This window comes from Natrinema salaciae (assembly GCF_900110865.1).
GTDB classification, from domain to species: domain Archaea; phylum Halobacteriota; class Halobacteria; order Halobacteriales; family Natrialbaceae; genus Natrinema; species Natrinema salaciae.
In genome coordinates this window covers 581692-598255 of sequence record NZ_FOFD01000003.1, presented here as the reverse complement: position 1 = coordinate 598255, position 16564 = coordinate 581692, and the positions used below count along the sequence as shown (strand labels likewise).

The 16564-nt window shown below is 65.4% G+C and carries 17 protein-coding genes; 10 read left to right on the top strand and 7 right to left on the bottom strand.

The window, feature by feature from the left end; genetic code table 11:
* Positions 1-123: 123 nt before the first annotated feature.
* The gene (locus tag BMX07_RS12265; RefSeq protein WP_090618160.1) at positions 124-1044 is read right to left on the bottom strand and encodes an MBL fold metallo-hydrolase; all 921 of its coding nucleotides are present in this window, start codon (positions 1042-1044) and stop codon (positions 124-126) included.
* 157 nt (positions 1045-1201) lie between these two features.
* Between BMX07_RS12265 and BMX07_RS12260 the strand changes: the two genes are divergently transcribed.
* Complete coding sequence (locus BMX07_RS12260) at positions 1202-2362, top strand: sensor histidine kinase (protein WP_090618158.1); 1161 nt, start codon at positions 1202-1204, stop codon at positions 2360-2362.
* Between the two features lie 6 nt (positions 2363-2368).
* Here BMX07_RS12260 and BMX07_RS12255 read toward each other — a convergent pair whose 3' ends face one another.
* Positions 2369-3280, bottom strand: coding sequence for a cation diffusion facilitator family transporter (locus tag BMX07_RS12255; protein WP_090618156.1), 912 nt, complete (start codon positions 3278-3280; stop codon positions 2369-2371).
* 234 nt (positions 3281-3514) lie between these two features.
* On the opposite strand from BMX07_RS12255, the gene BMX07_RS12250 reads away from it, so the two are divergent.
* The 4 genes from BMX07_RS12250 (at position 3515) to BMX07_RS12235 (ending at position 5635) form a co-directional block, all read left to right on the top strand.
* A complete protein-coding gene (locus BMX07_RS12250; protein ID WP_090618154.1) occupies positions 3515-3922 on the top strand; it encodes a CrcB family protein in 408 nt (135 codons plus the stop codon).
* Positions 3919-4329, top strand: a complete 411-nt coding sequence (gene crcB / locus BMX07_RS12245) for a fluoride efflux transporter CrcB (RefSeq protein WP_175480134.1) — start codon at positions 3919-3921, stop codon at positions 4327-4329. The genes BMX07_RS12250 and crcB overlap by 4 nt, the downstream gene beginning before the upstream one ends.
* Positions 4330-4478: 149 nt before the next feature.
* On the top strand, positions 4479-5054 hold the full coding sequence (locus tag BMX07_RS12240; protein WP_090618150.1) for a magnesium transporter: 576 nt from the start codon (positions 4479-4481) through the stop codon (positions 5052-5054).
* On the top strand, positions 5054-5635 hold the full coding sequence (locus BMX07_RS12235; RefSeq protein WP_090618148.1) for a magnesium transporter: 582 nt from the start codon (positions 5054-5056) through the stop codon (positions 5633-5635). The genes BMX07_RS12240 and BMX07_RS12235 overlap by 1 nt, the downstream gene beginning before the upstream one ends.
* Positions 5636-5797: 162 nt before the next feature.
* Here BMX07_RS12235 and BMX07_RS12230 read toward each other — a convergent pair whose 3' ends face one another.
* Complete coding sequence (locus tag BMX07_RS12230; RefSeq protein WP_090618146.1) at positions 5798-7006, bottom strand: potassium channel family protein; 1209 nt, start codon at positions 7004-7006, stop codon at positions 5798-5800.
* Between the two features lie 152 nt (positions 7007-7158).
* Between BMX07_RS12230 and serS the strand changes: the two genes are divergently transcribed.
* Together serS and BMX07_RS24445 are read left to right on the top strand one after the other, a co-directional pair.
* Positions 7159-8538 carry a serine--tRNA ligase gene (serS, locus tag BMX07_RS12225; RefSeq protein ID WP_090618143.1) on the top strand — a complete coding sequence of 460 codons (1380 nt, stop codon included), beginning with the start codon at positions 7159-7161 and terminating at the stop codon, positions 8536-8538.
* Between the two features lie 74 nt (positions 8539-8612).
* Positions 8613-8759 (top strand): hypothetical protein, encoded by a 147-nt coding sequence (locus BMX07_RS24445; protein ID WP_175480133.1) that lies wholly within the window; start codon positions 8613-8615, stop codon positions 8757-8759.
* A 185-nt stretch (positions 8760-8944) separates the two neighbouring features.
* On the opposite strand, the gene BMX07_RS12220 is transcribed toward BMX07_RS24445, so the two are convergent.
* Positions 8945-11131, bottom strand: a complete 2187-nt coding sequence (locus BMX07_RS12220; RefSeq protein WP_090618141.1) for an elongation factor EF-2 — start codon at positions 11129-11131, stop codon at positions 8945-8947.
* Between the two features lie 333 nt (positions 11132-11464).
* On the opposite strand from BMX07_RS12220, the gene BMX07_RS12215 reads away from it, so the two are divergent.
* Together BMX07_RS12215 and BMX07_RS12210 are read left to right on the top strand one after the other, a co-directional pair.
* Complete coding sequence (locus tag BMX07_RS12215; RefSeq protein WP_090618139.1) at positions 11465-12220, top strand: DUF5781 family protein; 756 nt, start codon at positions 11465-11467, stop codon at positions 12218-12220.
* Between the two features lie 157 nt (positions 12221-12377).
* A complete protein-coding gene (locus tag BMX07_RS12210; RefSeq protein WP_245742105.1) occupies positions 12378-13103 on the top strand; it encodes a DUF7504 family protein in 726 nt (241 codons plus the stop codon).
* 179 nt (positions 13104-13282) lie between these two features.
* Here BMX07_RS12210 and BMX07_RS12205 read toward each other — a convergent pair whose 3' ends face one another.
* The 3 genes from BMX07_RS12205 to BMX07_RS12195 form a co-directional block, all read right to left on the bottom strand.
* Positions 13283-14302, bottom strand: coding sequence for a hypothetical protein (locus BMX07_RS12205; RefSeq protein WP_090618137.1), 1020 nt, complete (start codon positions 14300-14302; stop codon positions 13283-13285).
* A 97-nt stretch (positions 14303-14399) separates the two neighbouring features.
* A complete protein-coding gene (locus tag BMX07_RS12200) occupies positions 14400-15008 on the bottom strand; it encodes a 30S ribosomal protein S7 (RefSeq protein WP_090618135.1) in 609 nt (202 codons plus the stop codon).
* A 2-nt stretch (positions 15009-15010) separates the two neighbouring features.
* The gene (locus BMX07_RS12195; RefSeq protein ID WP_004267302.1) at positions 15011-15439 is read right to left on the bottom strand and encodes a 30S ribosomal protein S12; all 429 of its coding nucleotides are present in this window, start codon (positions 15437-15439) and stop codon (positions 15011-15013) included.
* A 315-nt stretch (positions 15440-15754) separates the two neighbouring features.
* Between BMX07_RS12195 and BMX07_RS12190 the strand changes: the two genes are divergently transcribed.
* A complete protein-coding gene (locus tag BMX07_RS12190) occupies positions 15755-16504 on the top strand; it encodes a hypothetical protein (RefSeq protein ID WP_090618133.1) in 750 nt (249 codons plus the stop codon).
* Positions 16505-16564 lie beyond the last annotated feature (60 nt).

Here is a 16564-nt window from a genome sequence, read left to right as displayed (position 1 = left end):
TTTATCACGCACACTCGAGGTGCCGAGCACGACGCAGACGGCCGAAGTCGGCCTCGCGGCCGAACCGGACGTCGATCGCCGCACCGACGGCGGGCCCGCCGCGACGCGGCAGCCGACTCGCGTTCAGTCCCGGCGATCGAGATAGCCCAGAACGCCGCGGGTGTTCAGCCTCGCTTCGGCGCTCGCTTTCTCCTCGCTCCAGACGTCGCCCATCTCGGTCACCTCGGCGAAGTGGTCGACGACCGCCTCGTCGTCCTCGAGTTCCGCCCGTTTCCGGTCGACCGCAGCCACCCATTCCTCGAGAACGGTCGCGTACTCCTCGAGGGCCCGTTCGACGTCGTCGCCCACGTAGCGCGGTCCGAAGTGGGGGTAGCAGAACACGTCGGGATCGATCGCTTCGAGGGTCTCGAGGTCGTCGAGACACTGCTCGAGGTCGAAGTTCGACGGCGGCGACGTTTCCCTGATCGCCTCGATCCGGGGGACCCAGATGCCGGCTGCGTCGGCCACGAAGACCGCGTCGTTCGCGGGATCTTCGAAGACGACCTGATGGGGGGCGTGGCCGGGTGCGCCGTGGACGCGCAGTTCGTGAGTGCCGAGATCGACGACGTCGCCGTCTTCGATCTCGACGAGTTGCTCCCTGGGGACGGGCTCCGGTTCCACGTAGTACTCCCACTGCTCGCCGACGGCGTTTTTCGTCCCCGCGATCAGCCGCGAGGGGTCGGCCATGTGATCGGCACCGATGGCGGGAACGTAGACGTCGGCGTTCGGACAGTCCGCGGCGAGAAAACCGGCACCGCCGGCGTGATCGAGGTGGACGTGTGTCAGTGCGATGACCTCGAGCTCGTCCCGATCGATGCCGACGTCCGCGAGCGCCTCGCGGAGCAGGTCGTAGTTGGTGCCGATGCCGGTATCGACGACGGCCGGGCGATCGTCGTCGAGGATGTAGACGGCACCGTACTCGCGGGTGTCGTACATCCCGGTATCGAGGTAATAGAGGTCCGAACAGTCACCGGCCGTGACTTCGCGAACGTCTCCGACTTCCATATCGGTAGCCCGTTATGGGACGGGATAAAAGCTCGCGTCGCGGCGACTCGACGCGATCGAATCGGGTGAGGAGCCGTTACAGCCTTTACGCACGGTACTCATTTGTACAGTAGATGACTCGAACCGTCTGCGAGCACCTCCTCTCTCTCGATCTGCGATGAGTCTCGATACGTCTGGCCGACTCCGTTTGCGACCGTCCGTACCGGGGCTCGAGCGGCGGCACCTCCCGCGGGTTCTGAGCTGGTTCGGCGGCCTTTCGGCCGCGGTCTCCGTCGGCTGGATGATCGCGTTCACCGCAGTGCTCGAGGTCCCCGGCCTCCTTCTCAGCATCGCGTTCGTCACCGGTCCGGCTCTCTGGCTGATCTGGGGCGGCTACCGACTCGAGCGAAGCGAGATCGACGCGAGTCGATACGCCCGGATTCTCCAGTGGTGTTTCGGCAGCACCGTCGGGTTTCTGGCCGTCAACCTCGTGACGATGGTCTACTTTCCCTGGTACAACCTGGCGGGGAACGTGGTCTGGGCCCACTTCTCCGTCAACGCGGGCGCAGTCGGCGGATTCACCGTCGGCTACGTCGAAGCGCAGGCCATCCACCGCGAAGTCGAGGCGGCGGCCGACACCGTCCGCGCCGAACAGCTCGAGGACCAACGCGAGCTACTCACCTACCTGAACGATCTCCTGCGACACGAGGTCCTGAACTCCTCGCAGATCATCGGCGGTCACGCGTCGCTGCTGCGGACGGCGTGTGACGACGACCGGGCTCGCGACCGGCTCGAAACGATCGAACGAGAGAGCGACGAGCTCATCGCCGTTATCGAGAACGTGCGGGCGATGCTCGACGCGAACAGGGGACCGCAAACCCACGCCACCGTCGATCTCACCGACCTGCTGACCGCGGAAATCGAGGACTGCCGCACCCGGTTCGACGACGTCGAGATCGAGGCCGAGCTGCCGGATGCGGCCCCCGTGTGCGGAAACGAGGGCCTGACGTGGATCTTCTCGAACCTGCTCGAAAACGCCGTCGAGCACAACGACGGCGCGGTGCCCCACGTTCGCGTCACCGTCGACACGACGCCCGAGAGCGTCACCGTCAGGGTCGCCGACGACGGTCCGGGCATCCCCGACGCGGATAGCGGAACGCTGTTCGAACGAAAGTCGAACAATCACGGGCTCGGGCTCTACCTCTCTCGCATCCTCGCGAACAGGTACGGTGGGACCGTGGAACTCGCCGAAACCGGGCCGGACGGCAGCGTCTTCGCTGTGCGGCTGCCTCGCGCGTCCGCTGTCTGTCCGCGTGACGCCGACACGGACCGCGACTGACGGCGCTCAGTACTCGTCGGCCGACTTCCACTCGCCGATTCCGGACGGGTCGAGGTGGACGTGCGCGTCACCCACGTCGTCGAGTCCGCGCAGGCGATCGACCAGTTCCGACTCGACGTCGTGCGCCTCCCGGAACGGCAGGTCGCCGTCGACTTCGACGTGAACCTCGACCTCGAGGACGGTCCCGTCGTAGAAGACGGTCAAGTCGTGGACGCCCTCGACGGCCGGGTGGCGGCGCAACAGGTCGGTAATCTCGGCGCGTTTCTCCGTCCCCGGCGCGGCGCCGATGAGGTAATCCACGTTCTCCCTGCCGATCTCGACGCCCTGGTAGACGACCAGCAGGCTGACGAGTCCCCCCGCGATGGGATCGAGTACCGGCACGTCGACCAGTACACCGAGGACGCCGACGATAGCGGCGACCGACGTGTAGATATCGTTGAGGCAATCCTTCGCGAGCGCCGCGAGCGCGGTCGACTGCAGGGACTCGTTGATCCGGACCGTGTAGTGGTAGACCAGATACATATCCGCGATCGAGAAGCCGAGTGCCGCGAGTAGCAGGGGGCTGAACTGAATATCGGGACCGGCGACGAGTCCCTCGGCGGATCGGTAGAGCAAGTTCAATCCGAGCAGTGCGATCACCGCACCGACGAACAGCGCCGTCAGGGGCTCGATTCTGGTGTGACCGTGCGGGTGCGTATCGTCGGGTTCGTCGAACGCGCTCCGACCCCAGACGAGGACGACGACGCTCGCGACGAGGTCCGCAACCGAGTGGGCCGCGTCCGCGAGCAAGGCCACGCTCCCGAAGACGTATCCCGCCGCCCCCTCGGCGACGATCTTGACGACGTTACCGAGGACGTTCGCCCACGACGCTCGCGCGAACGCGCTCCGACCGCCGTCCGCGGCAACGTCTCCGGACATGAATCGGTTTAGAGGCAGTCTAACCTTGGGTCTTTTCCTTCCGTTTCGTGGTCCGCGGCGTCACCGTGGCGCGACTTTCGCAACGCTCATCTCGATCCTGTGAGAACGCCCCCGCAACCGGGCGATGGGGCCCGCCCGATCCAACCGCCGGAGGAACGCCGGACCGCGGCTGGCACCGACGCCAGCACGGGCCGAGCGTCGATCGGCTGACGGTCCCTACCTGCCCACCCAGCCATGGCAGACGCTCACCCGCTCGTTCGGCTCGAGACGCTCGCACTGATCGCTGTCGGCGGCTTCGCCGGCTCGAACCTCCGGTTCTTTGCGATGGGGCTGCTCCCGGACGTGGCGTCGATCGTCCTCGTGAACGCGGCGGGGAGCGCCGTCCTCTCCGTCCTGGTCTACGAGGCCGAGTACGCGGGCCTCCTCGGATCGCGGACCCGGCTCGTCTTCGCGACGGGGTTTCTCTCGTCGCTGACGACCTACAGCACGTTCGCGCTGCAGACCGCGCTCGCGTCGGCACCGCTCGCGACGCTCGGCATCGTTGCCGCCAACTACGGACTCGCACTCCTCAGCGTGCTCGGAGGACGAGCACTGGCGCGCCGGGTCGGTAGTCCCCACACGACGGACGGTGAGACGGCGTGAGTGTGACCGCTGCACTGCTCGCGGCCGTCGTCACCGTCGATCCCGAACCGGCCCACGTCGTCGGCACCGGCGGCGCGATCGGCGCAGTCCTCCGATACTGGGTCTCCCAGCGGGTCGCTCGGGTCTCGAGCGAACGACTCCCGCTTGCGACGTTCGCGGTCAACGTCGTGGGCAGTTTCGTCTTCGGTCTCGCGGTTTTCGCGGGCGCGGGCGAGTCGACGATCGAACTGGTCGGAACTGGTATCTGCGGCTCGTTTACGACGTTCTCCTCGTTTTCGGTCGAGACGGTCCGGCTGTACGAGCGCGGCGATCGGGCCCTCGCGGTCGGGAACGCCGGGGCCAACCTCGCCTGTTCGCTCGCGGCGATCGGCCTGGCCTGGGGACTCGTCGCCGTCACCCCCCTCTGAGAACGCACATCCGCCCGACACCCGCCCGAACGACTCGATCGAAACACGTTAACGATCGCTCACGAATGATAGCAACCCGCACGGCTTCGCGCGATCTGCTCGCGTTCGACCCGCGGTAGGTTTATGCCTGGACATCGTTAGACGATGCTATGGAGGCTCGCCAAGAGGCGTGGCGTATCTACCGCGAGTCACTCCCGATTCTCGCGGTCAGCCTCGTCGGCGGGATCTTCGCGGGATCGGTCCTCGGCTCGGAGGGGATGACCGAGGGATTCGAGCGGTTTCCCGGACTACTGCTGTTGCTTCCCGCCTTTCTCGCGACCCGGGGGAACGTCTACGGCGCGATGGGGGCGCGCATCTCGAGCGGACTGCACCAGGGGATGATCGATCCGGAGTTCTCGTGGGACCGGCGGCTGGTCAACGCCGTCGGGGCCTCCTTCGTCAACGGGATCAGCATCTCGATCGTCATCGCCGTCCTCTCGTGGGGCATTCTGCAGGTCCTCGGGCGCGAGTCGGCCAGGCTCGTCGAACTCGTCGGGATCATGCTGGTCTCCGGCGTCCTCACCTCGGTCACGCTGATCTTCGGGCTGCTGGCGCTGGTCTTCGCGAGCTACGAGTACGGGCTCGACCCCGACAACCTCATCGGGCCGATCGTCACCACGCTGGGCGACATCTTCGGCGTCGTCTTCCTCTTCGTCGCGATCACCGTCGTCGGAGGTGTCTTCTGATGGCGGCGGCGGACCCCGACGACCCGCTCGACACCTGGTCGATCAGCAGCATCGTCGGCACCATGTTCCCGATCCTGCTCGTCCTCTCGCTACTCGAGATGGGGTCGGGCTACGTCCTCGAGGAACTCGAGGAGACCTACCTCGGAAATCCGACGCTGCTCGTGCTCGTCCCAGTGATGATCGGCATGGGCGGCAACCTCGGCGCGATTCTCTCCTCGCGGCTCTCGACGCGGCTCCACCTGGGACTGCTCGAGTTCGATCCCCGGGACGAAGTGCTGTGGACCAACGTACTGGCGATCATGGGACTGGCGGCGACGATCTTCTCCGCGCTTGGCGTCGCGGCCTGGGTCGTCGGCCGGGTCATCGCCGAACCGATGGCGTTGCTCGATCTCATGCTCATCTCTGTGGTCAGCGGCATGTCGCTCGCCGTCCTCGCGATCGTCCTCAGTCTCGTCGCGACCTACGTCTCCTACACGCAGGGGCTAGACCCCGACGACACGACGATCCCCGTCGTCACGAACGTCTGCGACATCCTCGGCGTGATCGTCCTCTCGGGGGTCGCGATCGTCGTGCTGAACTGAGCGCCGGCGCTCCGGCGGCCTCGAGTGGATTCGAACTACCGGCCTACCGGCGTCCCAACGGACGGAGATCGCGGTCTCCCGTCGTGTCTACACTGTGTGACCGGAGCCACGTACCGAGCAGGACGGCGACGTCCGTGCGGTACCCGACGACGAGCCTCGCGGCTACGCCGATGCGAGTTCCCGGAACGCCGCCGCGGCCGTCCGGGTCCCCTTCGAGATGAGCACGTCGCCGCCGCGCAGTTCGGCGTCGGCGTCCGCGACCAGCAACCACCCCTCGCCCGGCCGGCGGATGGCGATCACGGACATCGTCGACTCGGCGTCGGGAACGCCCGCGGTCACCGCGGTTCCGTCGAGGTCGCTCCCCTCGGACACCTCGACGCGGGTGATGATCTCGTCGCTCTCCTGGACGGCCACGTGGACGACCGGGTGGACCTCGATATCCCGGAGGACGCCCTCGCTGATCTCGATCGCGGCGTCGCTGATCCGCTCCGTGCAGTTGCCAAGCTGGATCAGCCCGCGCAGGACGACCGGGTCCGCGGCATCGGCGGCCGCCCGGAGCGTCCAGGCCTCGAACCGCGACTGCATCGCGTCGACCTCGACCTCGAGATTGCGGACCTCCTCGGCGAGCTCCTCGCTGTCGAACAGCACGCTGCTGTAGGCCAGGTCGACCGCCAGTTCGGAGAAGTCCTTCATGTGAACGATCGTGTCTACGGCCCGCTCGAGGTCGTCGATGTCGGGCATCTCGGCGGACGGTGCCTCGTAGACCTCGCCGGTAATCGTCTCGCAGACGTCGCCGATCGCCGACTCCGGGCCCCGGAGGAGCGCGACGTCGTCGGCCTCGATGCGGGTCGTCGGCCCCGGGTTGAGCAGCCAGTCGTTGCCCCGCCGAAGCGCGATCACGCGTACGCCGGTCTCCGACTCGAGGTCGATCTCCTGGAGCGTCCGCCCGGCATAGGGCGACTCCGAGTCGACGATCCCCCGCAGGAGTGCTTCGGCGGCCTCGGGCAGCGCCGCCCGCATCGCTTCGGGCAGCCCCATGTCCTCGAGGACGATCTTCGCGATGTCGCCCGCGGCGTCGCTGATCCCGTCCGCGGCCCCGACGATCCCCAGTACCGGCGCGAGCTGTTCCGCATCGGCCGGTTTCCGGGCGGCCATCAGCAGGCTCATCCGCGCGCGGAGCTCGAGGACATCCATCCGCTCTTCGAGTCGGAGCACCTCCGTCGCGAGCTGCTCGCTCTGGTGGAGGACGGCCGAGTACGAGAGGTCGATCAACAGCTCGGCGGTGTCTTTCATCTCCACCAGCACGTCCTTGACGCTGACGGGCTCGTACTCGATCGGGGCCGACGACGTCTCGCCCTCGAGCGGATCCATACCTCGAGAGAGGCGGGCCCGCGGAAAAAGGGTTTCCCGCCGACGGTCTCGGTGGGTGCGCGACGCGGGCGTTCTCGAGCCGCCCGCCGCTCAGTGAACGCGGCCTTCCGACACGGTTTTGCCCGGGCGCAAAGAACGCACGAGCAATACCAATGATCGACCGGACTTATCTGCGCGAGAATCCCGACGAGGTACGCGACGCCCTCGAGAACCGCGGAGCCGACGTCGATCTCGACGAGTTCCTCGAACTCGACGAGCGCTGGCGGGAACTGAAGGCCAAGGGCGACGACCTGCGCCACGAACGCAACCAGATCACCAAGAAAATCGGCGAGTTCGTCGCCGCTGGCGAAGACGAAAAGCGAGAGGACGCCATCGAACAATCGCGAGAACTCAAAGCCAAGATCGAGGACGTCGAGAGCGAGGGCGCCGAACTGGAGGAGAAACTGCAGAAGCGGTACCTCGAGATTCCGCAGATCCCCCACGAGAGCGTCCCGCTGGGGCTCGACGAACGGCACAACGTCGAGGACCGACGCTGGGGCTTCGACGAGACCCGCGAGCTGCCCGACGAAGTCACTCCCCACTACGAACTCGGCGAGGAACTCGATATCATCGACGAGGAACGCGCCGCCAAGACGACCGGGGCCGGCTTCTACTTCCTCAAAGGCGAGGGCGCACAGCTCGAGCACGCCCTGATACAGTTCATGCTGGATATCCACCGCGAGCAGGGCTACGTCGACCTGTTCCCACCGATTCCGGTCAAGAGCGCGTCCATGCGCGGTACCGGCCAGTTCCCGAAGTTCGCCGACGACGCCTACCGACTGGGCGGCAGCAACGAGGAGGAGTACGACGACGACGACCTCTGGCTCTGCCCCACCGCGGAGGTGCCGGTCACCAACATGTACGCGAACGAAATCCTCCTGCAGGACGACCTCCCCCTCAAGCACCAGGCCTACACGCCGAACTTCCGGCGTGAAGCCGGCGAGCACGGCACCGAGACGCGGGGCATCGTCCGCGTCCACCAGTTCAACAAGGTCGAACTGGTCAACTTCGTCGAGCCCGAGGAGAGCTACGACCGCCTCGAGAACCTCCTCGAGGAGGCCACGGACGTCCTCGAGCGACTCGGACTCCCCTACCGCATCCTGGACCTCTGTACCGGCGACCTGACGTTCGCCAGCGCCAAGACCTACGACATCGAGGTCTGGGCCCCCGGCGACGACATGGACGACGGCCCCGAGGAAGGCGGTCGCTGGCTCGAGGTCTCCTCGGCCTCGAACTTCGAGGCCTTCCAGGCCCGCCGCGCCGGCCTTCGTTACCGACCCGAGCGCCACGAGAGCGCGGAGTACCTGCACACCTTGAACGCCTCGGGGCTCGCGATCCCGCGCGTGATGGTCGCCATCCTCGAGTACTACCAGAACGAGGACGGCACGGTGACGATTCCCGAGCCCCTGCAGCCGTACATGGGTGGGAAGGAACTCATCGAGGGCCACGAGAAGGTCGGCGAATCGGCGGTTGGTGCGGGCGAACGGGAGTAACGCCTCGTCCCGCCACTGGGAGTGCCGTCGCAGACGCGGCGGCCCCGCACGGCGATCTACTGAGACGTTCGATCATGTATCTCGGACTTCACCAGAAAGCGGTCATCGCGGCCGTCGGGCTGCTATTTTGCGTCCTCATACTGGTCATGTTCCCGTGGTGGCTCGGGATCTTCGCGCTCATCGCGATGATCCCGTTCTTCGGCAAAGTCCTGTTCGTGTGACCGGAACCGACGGTGAGAGATCGACGGGCGAGAACCGACCGAGTCGGATCGACGGCGAGCGAGCCGACCGTCGACGGGTGCGACTGCTGGATGCATCTCGTCGGTGAGATCGGTCTCCGCTGTACCGCCGCCGTGGAAGAAACGAGTTCGAGAAGAACGCAGTCCCGTCGGTCGACCGAGACCGATTAGATGTAGTCGATACTCGGCGGCAGCTCGAGCTTCATGCCCTTGCGCTCGCGGATCTCCATGATCTTGTCGCGCTGGAGCGAGTCGGACATGACCTCGAAGCCGGCGTTCTCGGTGTTCCAGGAGGCGCGGCCCTCGGTCGCGGAACGGATGTCGGACGCGAAGCCGATCATCTCGCCGACGGGGGCGATCCCCTCGACGACCATGAGGTCGCCTTCCTGATACATGTCGTCGACGCGGCCACGACGGCCCTGGATCTCGCCGGAGGCGGCACCCATGTGGTCGTTGGGCACGTCGATGCGGACGTCCTGCATCGGCTCGAGCATCTTGATCTGGCCGTCGATCAGCGCCTTGTGGACGGCTTCGCGGGTCGCGGGGATGACCTGTGCCGGACCGCGATGGATGGTGTCCTCGTGGAGACGCGCGTCGTGCAGGCGGATGAGCGAGCCCTGCACCGGTTCGTTGGCCAGCGGACCGTTGTCGAGGGCCTCCTCGAGCCCCTCGATGACGAGTTCCATCGTCTCGTTCAGGTGCTGGATCCCCTTCGTGTCGTCGATGAGGATGTTCGTCCCGTGCATGTGCTCGACGTTCTGGGACGTGTCCTTGTCCATGCCGGCCTCCTGCAGGGCCTCGCGGCGGTCCTGCTCGGGCATGTCCATCGAGGCTTCGCCCCGGTGGATCGTCTCGACGATCTCGTCCGCCATCGGTTCGATGGAGATGTAGAAGCGGTTGTGGCGGTTGGGCGAGATACCCTCGACCTGATCGCTCGCACGCTGGGGCTGTTCGCGGTAGACGACGATCGGTTCGCCGGTGTTGACCGGAATGCCCTGATTCTTCTCGATGCGCTGGGTGATAACCTCGAGGTGGAGCTCACCCTGTCCGGAGATCAGGTGTTCGCCGGTGTCCTCGTTGATGTTGATCTGGATCGTCGGGTCCTCCTTGGACACTTGGCGAAGGGTCTCGATCAGCTTCGGCAGGTCGTCCATGTTCTTGGCCTCGACGGACTTCGTGATGACCGGCTCGGAGATGTGCTCGATCGACTCGAACGGCGTCATCTCGACGCTGGAGACGGTCGAGCCGGCGATGGCGTCCTTGAGGCCGGTGACGGCGGCGATGTTCCCGGCGGGAACGGCATCGACTTCCTCGCGCTCGCCGCCCATGTAGACGCCGACGGACTGGATGCGGTTCCTGCCCGCAGTCCCGGAGACGTACAGCTCCTGGCCCTTCTCGAGGGTGCCCGAGAAGACACGGCCGCTGGCGACTTCGCCCGCGTGGGGGTCCATCGCGATGTCGGTGACCATCAGGACGACTTCGCCGTCCTCGTCGACCAGCCGCATCTGCTCTGCGAGTTCGGACTCGTCGTCGCCACGCCAGACGCGCGGAATACGACGGGGCTGGGCGTCGATCGGGTTCGGGAAGTGCTCACAGACCATGTCGAGCACGACGTCCGAGAGCGGCGTCCGCTCGTGGAGCTCCTGGCGCTTGTCCGAGCGCTCGAGGTCCATGATTTCGCCGAAGTCCATGCCGGTTCGCTGCATCGACGGCATGGAGACGCCCCACTTGTACAGCGCGGAGCCGAAGCCGACGGTCCCCTCTTCGACGGAGACTGTCCAGTCCTCGACGTCGTCCATGTCCTCGGTCATGCCGCGGATGAGTTCGTTGACGTCACGGATGACCGAGAGAAGACGCTCCTGCATCTCCTCGGGTCCTTCCTGCAGTTCGGAGATGAGGCGGTCGACCTTGTTGATGAACAGGGTCGGCTTGACGCCCTCTCGGAGCGCCTGCCGCAGCACCGTCTCGGTCTGGGGCATCGCGCCCTCGACTGCGTCGACGACGACGAGCGCACCGTCGACGGCGCGCATCGCGCGAGTTACGTCGCCACCGAAGTCGACGTGGCCCGGCGTGTCGATGAGGTTGATGAGGTGGTTCTGGTCCTCGTACTCGTGGGTCATCGAGACGTTCGCCGCGTCGATGGTGATACCGCGTTCCTGTTCGTCTTCCTCGGTGTCCATCGCGAGCTGCTCGCCGGCGGTGTCCTCGGAAATCATGCCGGCACCAGCCAGCAGATTGTCGGTAAGGGTCGTTTTTCCGTGGTCAACGTGAGCGGCGATGGCGATGTTCCGGATGTTCTCCGGGTCGTCCATCAGCCGTTCGCACTCCTGGACGATCTTTTTTCGTCGGCCCATATATCCCCCATTACCGCCAGCGGGGTCAAAAGGGTAGTGTTTCGTCGCCGCCGGAATTCGTCGTCTTTCCCCGTCCGAGCGCCGGAAAGTCACGTTTGCGTGAGTGAATACCACGCAGTTAATCGCCGCATCGGCTCGTCGGTACGACGGCCGTGTCTCTCCGCCACGCAGACCGGTCACCGCAGAATCGTATCGCCCACCCGCTCACCCGCCCGGACCGGGCTCCGGGAACGTCGCCGCACGGTCTCGAGTACCGGCGGTCCGCCACCGCGTTCTGCGCAACTGTCCGCAGCCGTCACTGTAATAGCGCTGGAAGCCTTGATACGTACCAGCATGGATATCCGCGTTCAGGGACCGGGTCCAACCGCACCATTTCTCAGCGCCCGGGACCTCTTCGAGACCGAACACGACCTCTCGCTACCGGTCCACGTCCAACTACGGGACGACCCCGACGAACGGACCTGGGCGGCCCACTACGACGACCGCCACGTCCTGAACATCTCGCGACAGGCCGCCTCGAGCGCCATGGCCCGAGAACTCGCACTTCACGAGTTCGCTCACATGGCCCGACACGAACAGCAACACCCCTCGCACATCCAGTCCACCGAAGAAGTGCTGTATCTCGCGCTGGCCGGCAAGAGCGTCGAACGGCGCAAGCTCTCCCACTGTTACCAGATCGCCAACCACATGAAAGACATCTACGCCGACGATATCACGCTCTCGGTCGGGCCCGGCGAGAAACTGCTCTCCTTTCTCGAGTCGAGTCTCGCCACGGCGGTCGCCGACCGGCCCGGAACGCCGCCCCGACCGGGACTCCAGCGGCTCTCCACGAACGCCGATCCCGATATTACGGCGGTGAACGCGGCCTTCGCGCTGGCGCTGGCCGAACGACACGATCTCGTCGACGAGGACCACCGGCTGTACGACCTCGCACACGCGGCCGCGATGGACGCCCCGGAGGTCGACTTCGACGAGTTCAAACGTCGGTTCCGGGAACTCGCGCGGGAACCCGATACGAGCGCCTACCGGCAGGTGCTCGTCGACGCGACCCGATCGTACGTCAGCAACGAGGGCCACGCCGCGGACTGAACCGACGCCCGCCGCGTCGCGATCCGCAGACGGCCGGACCGAGACGGTCAGATACCTGACTACCGCGCCCGCAGATCACTGCCCGACGCGGTCGCCGCTCGAGGCGGGCGGATGGCGTCCACCCACCCGAACGTTTATTGTTTGAGAGAGTAAATTCGTGGAACATAACGTGATGCTCTCGGGAATGGATCGCTCGAGGACGAACGGGGACGAGTTCTCCGACGAACTCTCGCGGATGAAGCGGCAGGGAGCGAGCGTTCTCGTCGTCGGTTCCGTTCGACCCGACCAGCGACAGGACGCCTGCCGACGACTCATGGGCTGTGCGACCGATCGGGCCCGACGACGCGTCCTCGTTTCGACGACCGACGGGCCACATCCCGTCTTGCGGTTCGTCGACGACATCGGCTCCGAGCGGCTCTCGGTCGTCAGTTACGACCCGCAGCGGCGTGACGTCACCGCGGGCAGTACGACACCGGGTCCGTCCATCGAGACGGCAGCGGCGGTGTCGCCGACCGAGGTCGACACGCTCACCGACCTCAGTCTCGCCATCTCGAGCGCGATAGACTCCTTCGAGGCCGACGCCGACGCGCTCACGCCGGGCGACGTCCGCGTGGGAATCGACTCGCTGCGGCCGCTGCTCGAGGAGTACGGCAAACAGCGGCTGTTCAAGTTTCTTCACCTGATCAACGGGCGAACGCGCGGCATCGGTGGACTGGCTCATCACCACCTCTCGGTCGAGCGGGACGCCAGAATCGTGCCGACCCTGTCGCCGCTTTTCGACGTGGTCGTCGAACTCCGAGAACGGAACGGAAACCCGCAGGAACGATGGGTGATCGACGACGGCGCGCAGTCTTCCGGGTGGCTCTCGATCGATCGGGAGTAACGACCCGCCTTCGGCCCACCCTCGGTTCGACTCGAGGGGCGGGCGGCTCCGCGTCGTCACCGTCGCCGACAGCCTCGAACGCGTCCTCGAGCGATGGCCGCTCGATCACGACGTCCGCGACAGTCGATGGCAGGTTCGGCGCGGGGATTCACGCGTTCACATCCGGTAGCGTCAAATACTCAGTAGAGAACGACGCCAGCGTCGCTTTTCAGTAACGTTCGAATCGCGGTTCTGAACCCGAGGGTCCCCGAGTGGTCGACGGTTCCCTCGACGTGTAGCGTGGTCCCGTCGTACCACGTCTCCTGGTCGTGGTCGGCAGTCGTTTTCGGGATGACCGGGAAATCGGTATTGTAGTACGCCGCGTCGGCCGAGGCGAGGCCGTAGTCGGTAGCATCTGTGTGCCACGTCGTGTCGAACGCATCCGGAATATCACAGTCGTAGATGTAGGGGATATCGTGGCACGGGAACCGATCACCGAACTCCTCACCGTCGCACGTATCGCCGCTGACCGTCTCGAACACCCCGATCGAGTCGTCGATGTCGTACGTCTCGCACGTCGCATCGCACGACCGCTCGATTACGAGATTCGTTCGACAGAGCGACCCGCATTCGCTGGAGTTCGTCTCGAGATACGTGACCGCATCCCCGAGCTGGTCGAACGCCGGGTCGTCCAGACCCGCGGTCCCGACGTCCCTGGAACCGGAACCGGAACCGGAACCGGTGACCGTGTCCGCCTCGAAGTGATCGTCGACGGACGTCGTCCGTTCGTTTCGCTCGAGTACCACGTCACCCTCGTCGATCGATTCGATGTCGGGTTCGTCGGTCGAATACCCGTCCGTTCGTCCGATGCCCGCTCCGAGAGGGGCCAGCGAAACGGAATAGGAGATCTTCGTCGGATCGCTGTCGGTCGTCGTCCCACCCGCAGCCGTGTCGTGTGCCGAGTGAATTCTCGTCCGGACGATCCGTCGTCGGCCTCGTTCGAGGAACGTCAGGGAAGCCTCCTCGAGATCGTCGTACGACGACGTGTCGAGTTCGATTTCGTTGCGGATTCGGTCTCCGTCTCGCGCTCGTTTTCTGGAGTCACCGTCCTCCGCCGTCGCTCCCGTCGTTCCCAGGAGCGCGACTGTCGACACGACACCGGTCCGTTCGAGTACCGATCGGCGGTTAATTTCGATCTCCTTCCCGTTGTCTTCCGACATTTCGACTTCGAAAAGTGCGCGCGATAGTATAATTCTGGCGTCGAACGACGGATAACTCGTCAGGACGGAAGACGGCAGAGAACGGTCGGCGGAGAAATTAGCGTGCGGCTGCCGCGACGCGCTCTTTCTCTTCTTTCTGACTGACCGCGTAGGTCTGGACGTCGTAGTTGGCCGCGCCGATGAGCTGGCTGGCGATAGCCTCCTCGACGTCGGTCGTCGTCTTGAACGAGGCGTTGTAGACGCCTTCCGTGAGGAACTTCAGCGCCTGGTCGACCCGGCGTTGCGGGGCGACGTCGACGGCCTTCGGGACCGAGATCCCGCCGTACTTCAGGCGGACGGTCTCCTCTCGGGGGGCCGCGTTCTCGACGGCAGTCACGAGCACCTGAATGGGGTTGTCCTCGGTGCGCTCGTTGATGATCTCGAACGCGTCGCGGACGTAGTTGAGCGACTGCTGTTTCTTGCCCGTGTTCTCCTCGGTCTGCATCAAGCGGTTAATGAACCGCTCGACGATCGAGATCTCGGACTTCTTGAACTGTTTGCTGGCGTGGCGACCCGCGGTGTGAGCGACGGGGGACACCGTGATGTAGCGCTCGGTCGAGGGATCGGCGTACTCGATTTCGCCGATCTCCCACGTACCGAACAGCTTGGCCGAGACGTCCGCACCGCCGGCTGGCGCGTCCGGGTCGGGTTGGTCTTCTGCAGCCATGGTTATCGCACCGGCTTTTCCGCGTTCCCGCGAACGAGTTCTTTCAGCGCGACGCCGTTGACCTTGTCGACCTTGTAGTTGACACCGGAGAGGTCACCCATCGCACGACCCTTCGCCCCACCGATTCCGGCGATGGTGACTTCGTCGTGCTCGTCGATGAACGAAATAGCGCCGTCACCGGGACAGAACGCGGTGACCTGCTTCCCGTTCTTGATCAGCTGGACCCGAACGCACTTTCGGATCGCCGAGTTGGGCTGTTTGGCTTCGATGCCGACCTTTTCCAGTACGATACCGCGAGCCTGAGGCGCACCCTCGAGCGGGTCGGACTTCTCGCGAAGTCCACGTGCGCGGCGCGCGTAGTCCGAGTCGGACCACCGCTGATTCTGGCGGTCCTTCTTGAGCTTGCGCGCGGCGTATTTGCCGTTTGCCATGGGGGTCGCTATCCGACGGAGGCACTTAAGCGACCCGTTTCGATCCGGCGTTACGCCTCGAGAACCGACGATGGACCCCAACGAAGAAATCTGAGCGCGTTTCGTCCCCGGACAGTCGCTCTCGGACCGTCCCGCCCGACTATCGGTACGGGCCCGGTCCGACGAGCTCTCTCCGGGAACCGGATCGATCGGATTGCCGCCTGAGAGAGAACAGTGCCGGCGATCCCACGAGTACGAGGCGACTCGGCGGCGGGTCAGCGCGTCGGCAACTACCGGTGAGCTAGATATATCAACCGGTAGAATAATACTAGCGCGATGAACAGACGGACGGTTATCGCGGGGGTCGTCGCGACCGTCCCGCTTCTGTCGGGGTGTTCGGAAACGGGGACATCGATCCGACTCGAGCCGCGAGACGTGCGGGTCGTCGGCGAGGCCGACGACGGCTGGACGTGGGACGTGACCTACGACGCGGCGTACGAACTGGACGGTCTCGACGAAGACGAGGGCTTCTACGGCGTTCGCTCCCACCTGGTCGACGCCCGGGGCCGGGAACTCGACCGCATCGAACACGGCGATCTAGCGTGGAACGCGCTTCCGACCGAGGATCGGACGAAAGAGGACCGCGAAGACGGGACGAAATACGAGGGAACGAGCCACGAGACCGTCTCGGTGACGACGAATCGGTTCCCTCGCTGGATCGTGTTTACCATCGATCGAGTCGTCGCGTCGGGACGGTGGATCGTTTCGGTAGACGGTGTCACCGCCGCCGATCCAGGCCCACAATCACCGGCAAACGACGATCGAAACCGAACCGAGTCGGATGCCGACCCGAACCGGACCAAAACGGACGACGGGGATCACGTGACCGAACCCGACATCGATTCGGACCGCCTGGAGGTCGCCGGCGACGACTGGGACCGAATCGAGCTGCCCGAGTACGAATCGTTCCCACCCACGGACGTGATCGCGAACGCGAGCGAGCCGAGCAACGAGCGCCGCGCGGACCCACCGACCAACGGCTCGGAGACGACAGCACCCGACTCCGACTCGAACTCGAGTCGGTAGCCAGAAGCGAGACGAACCGCAGCCGGCAGGGCGGATCGACGTCGTCGAGTCCCGTCGAAC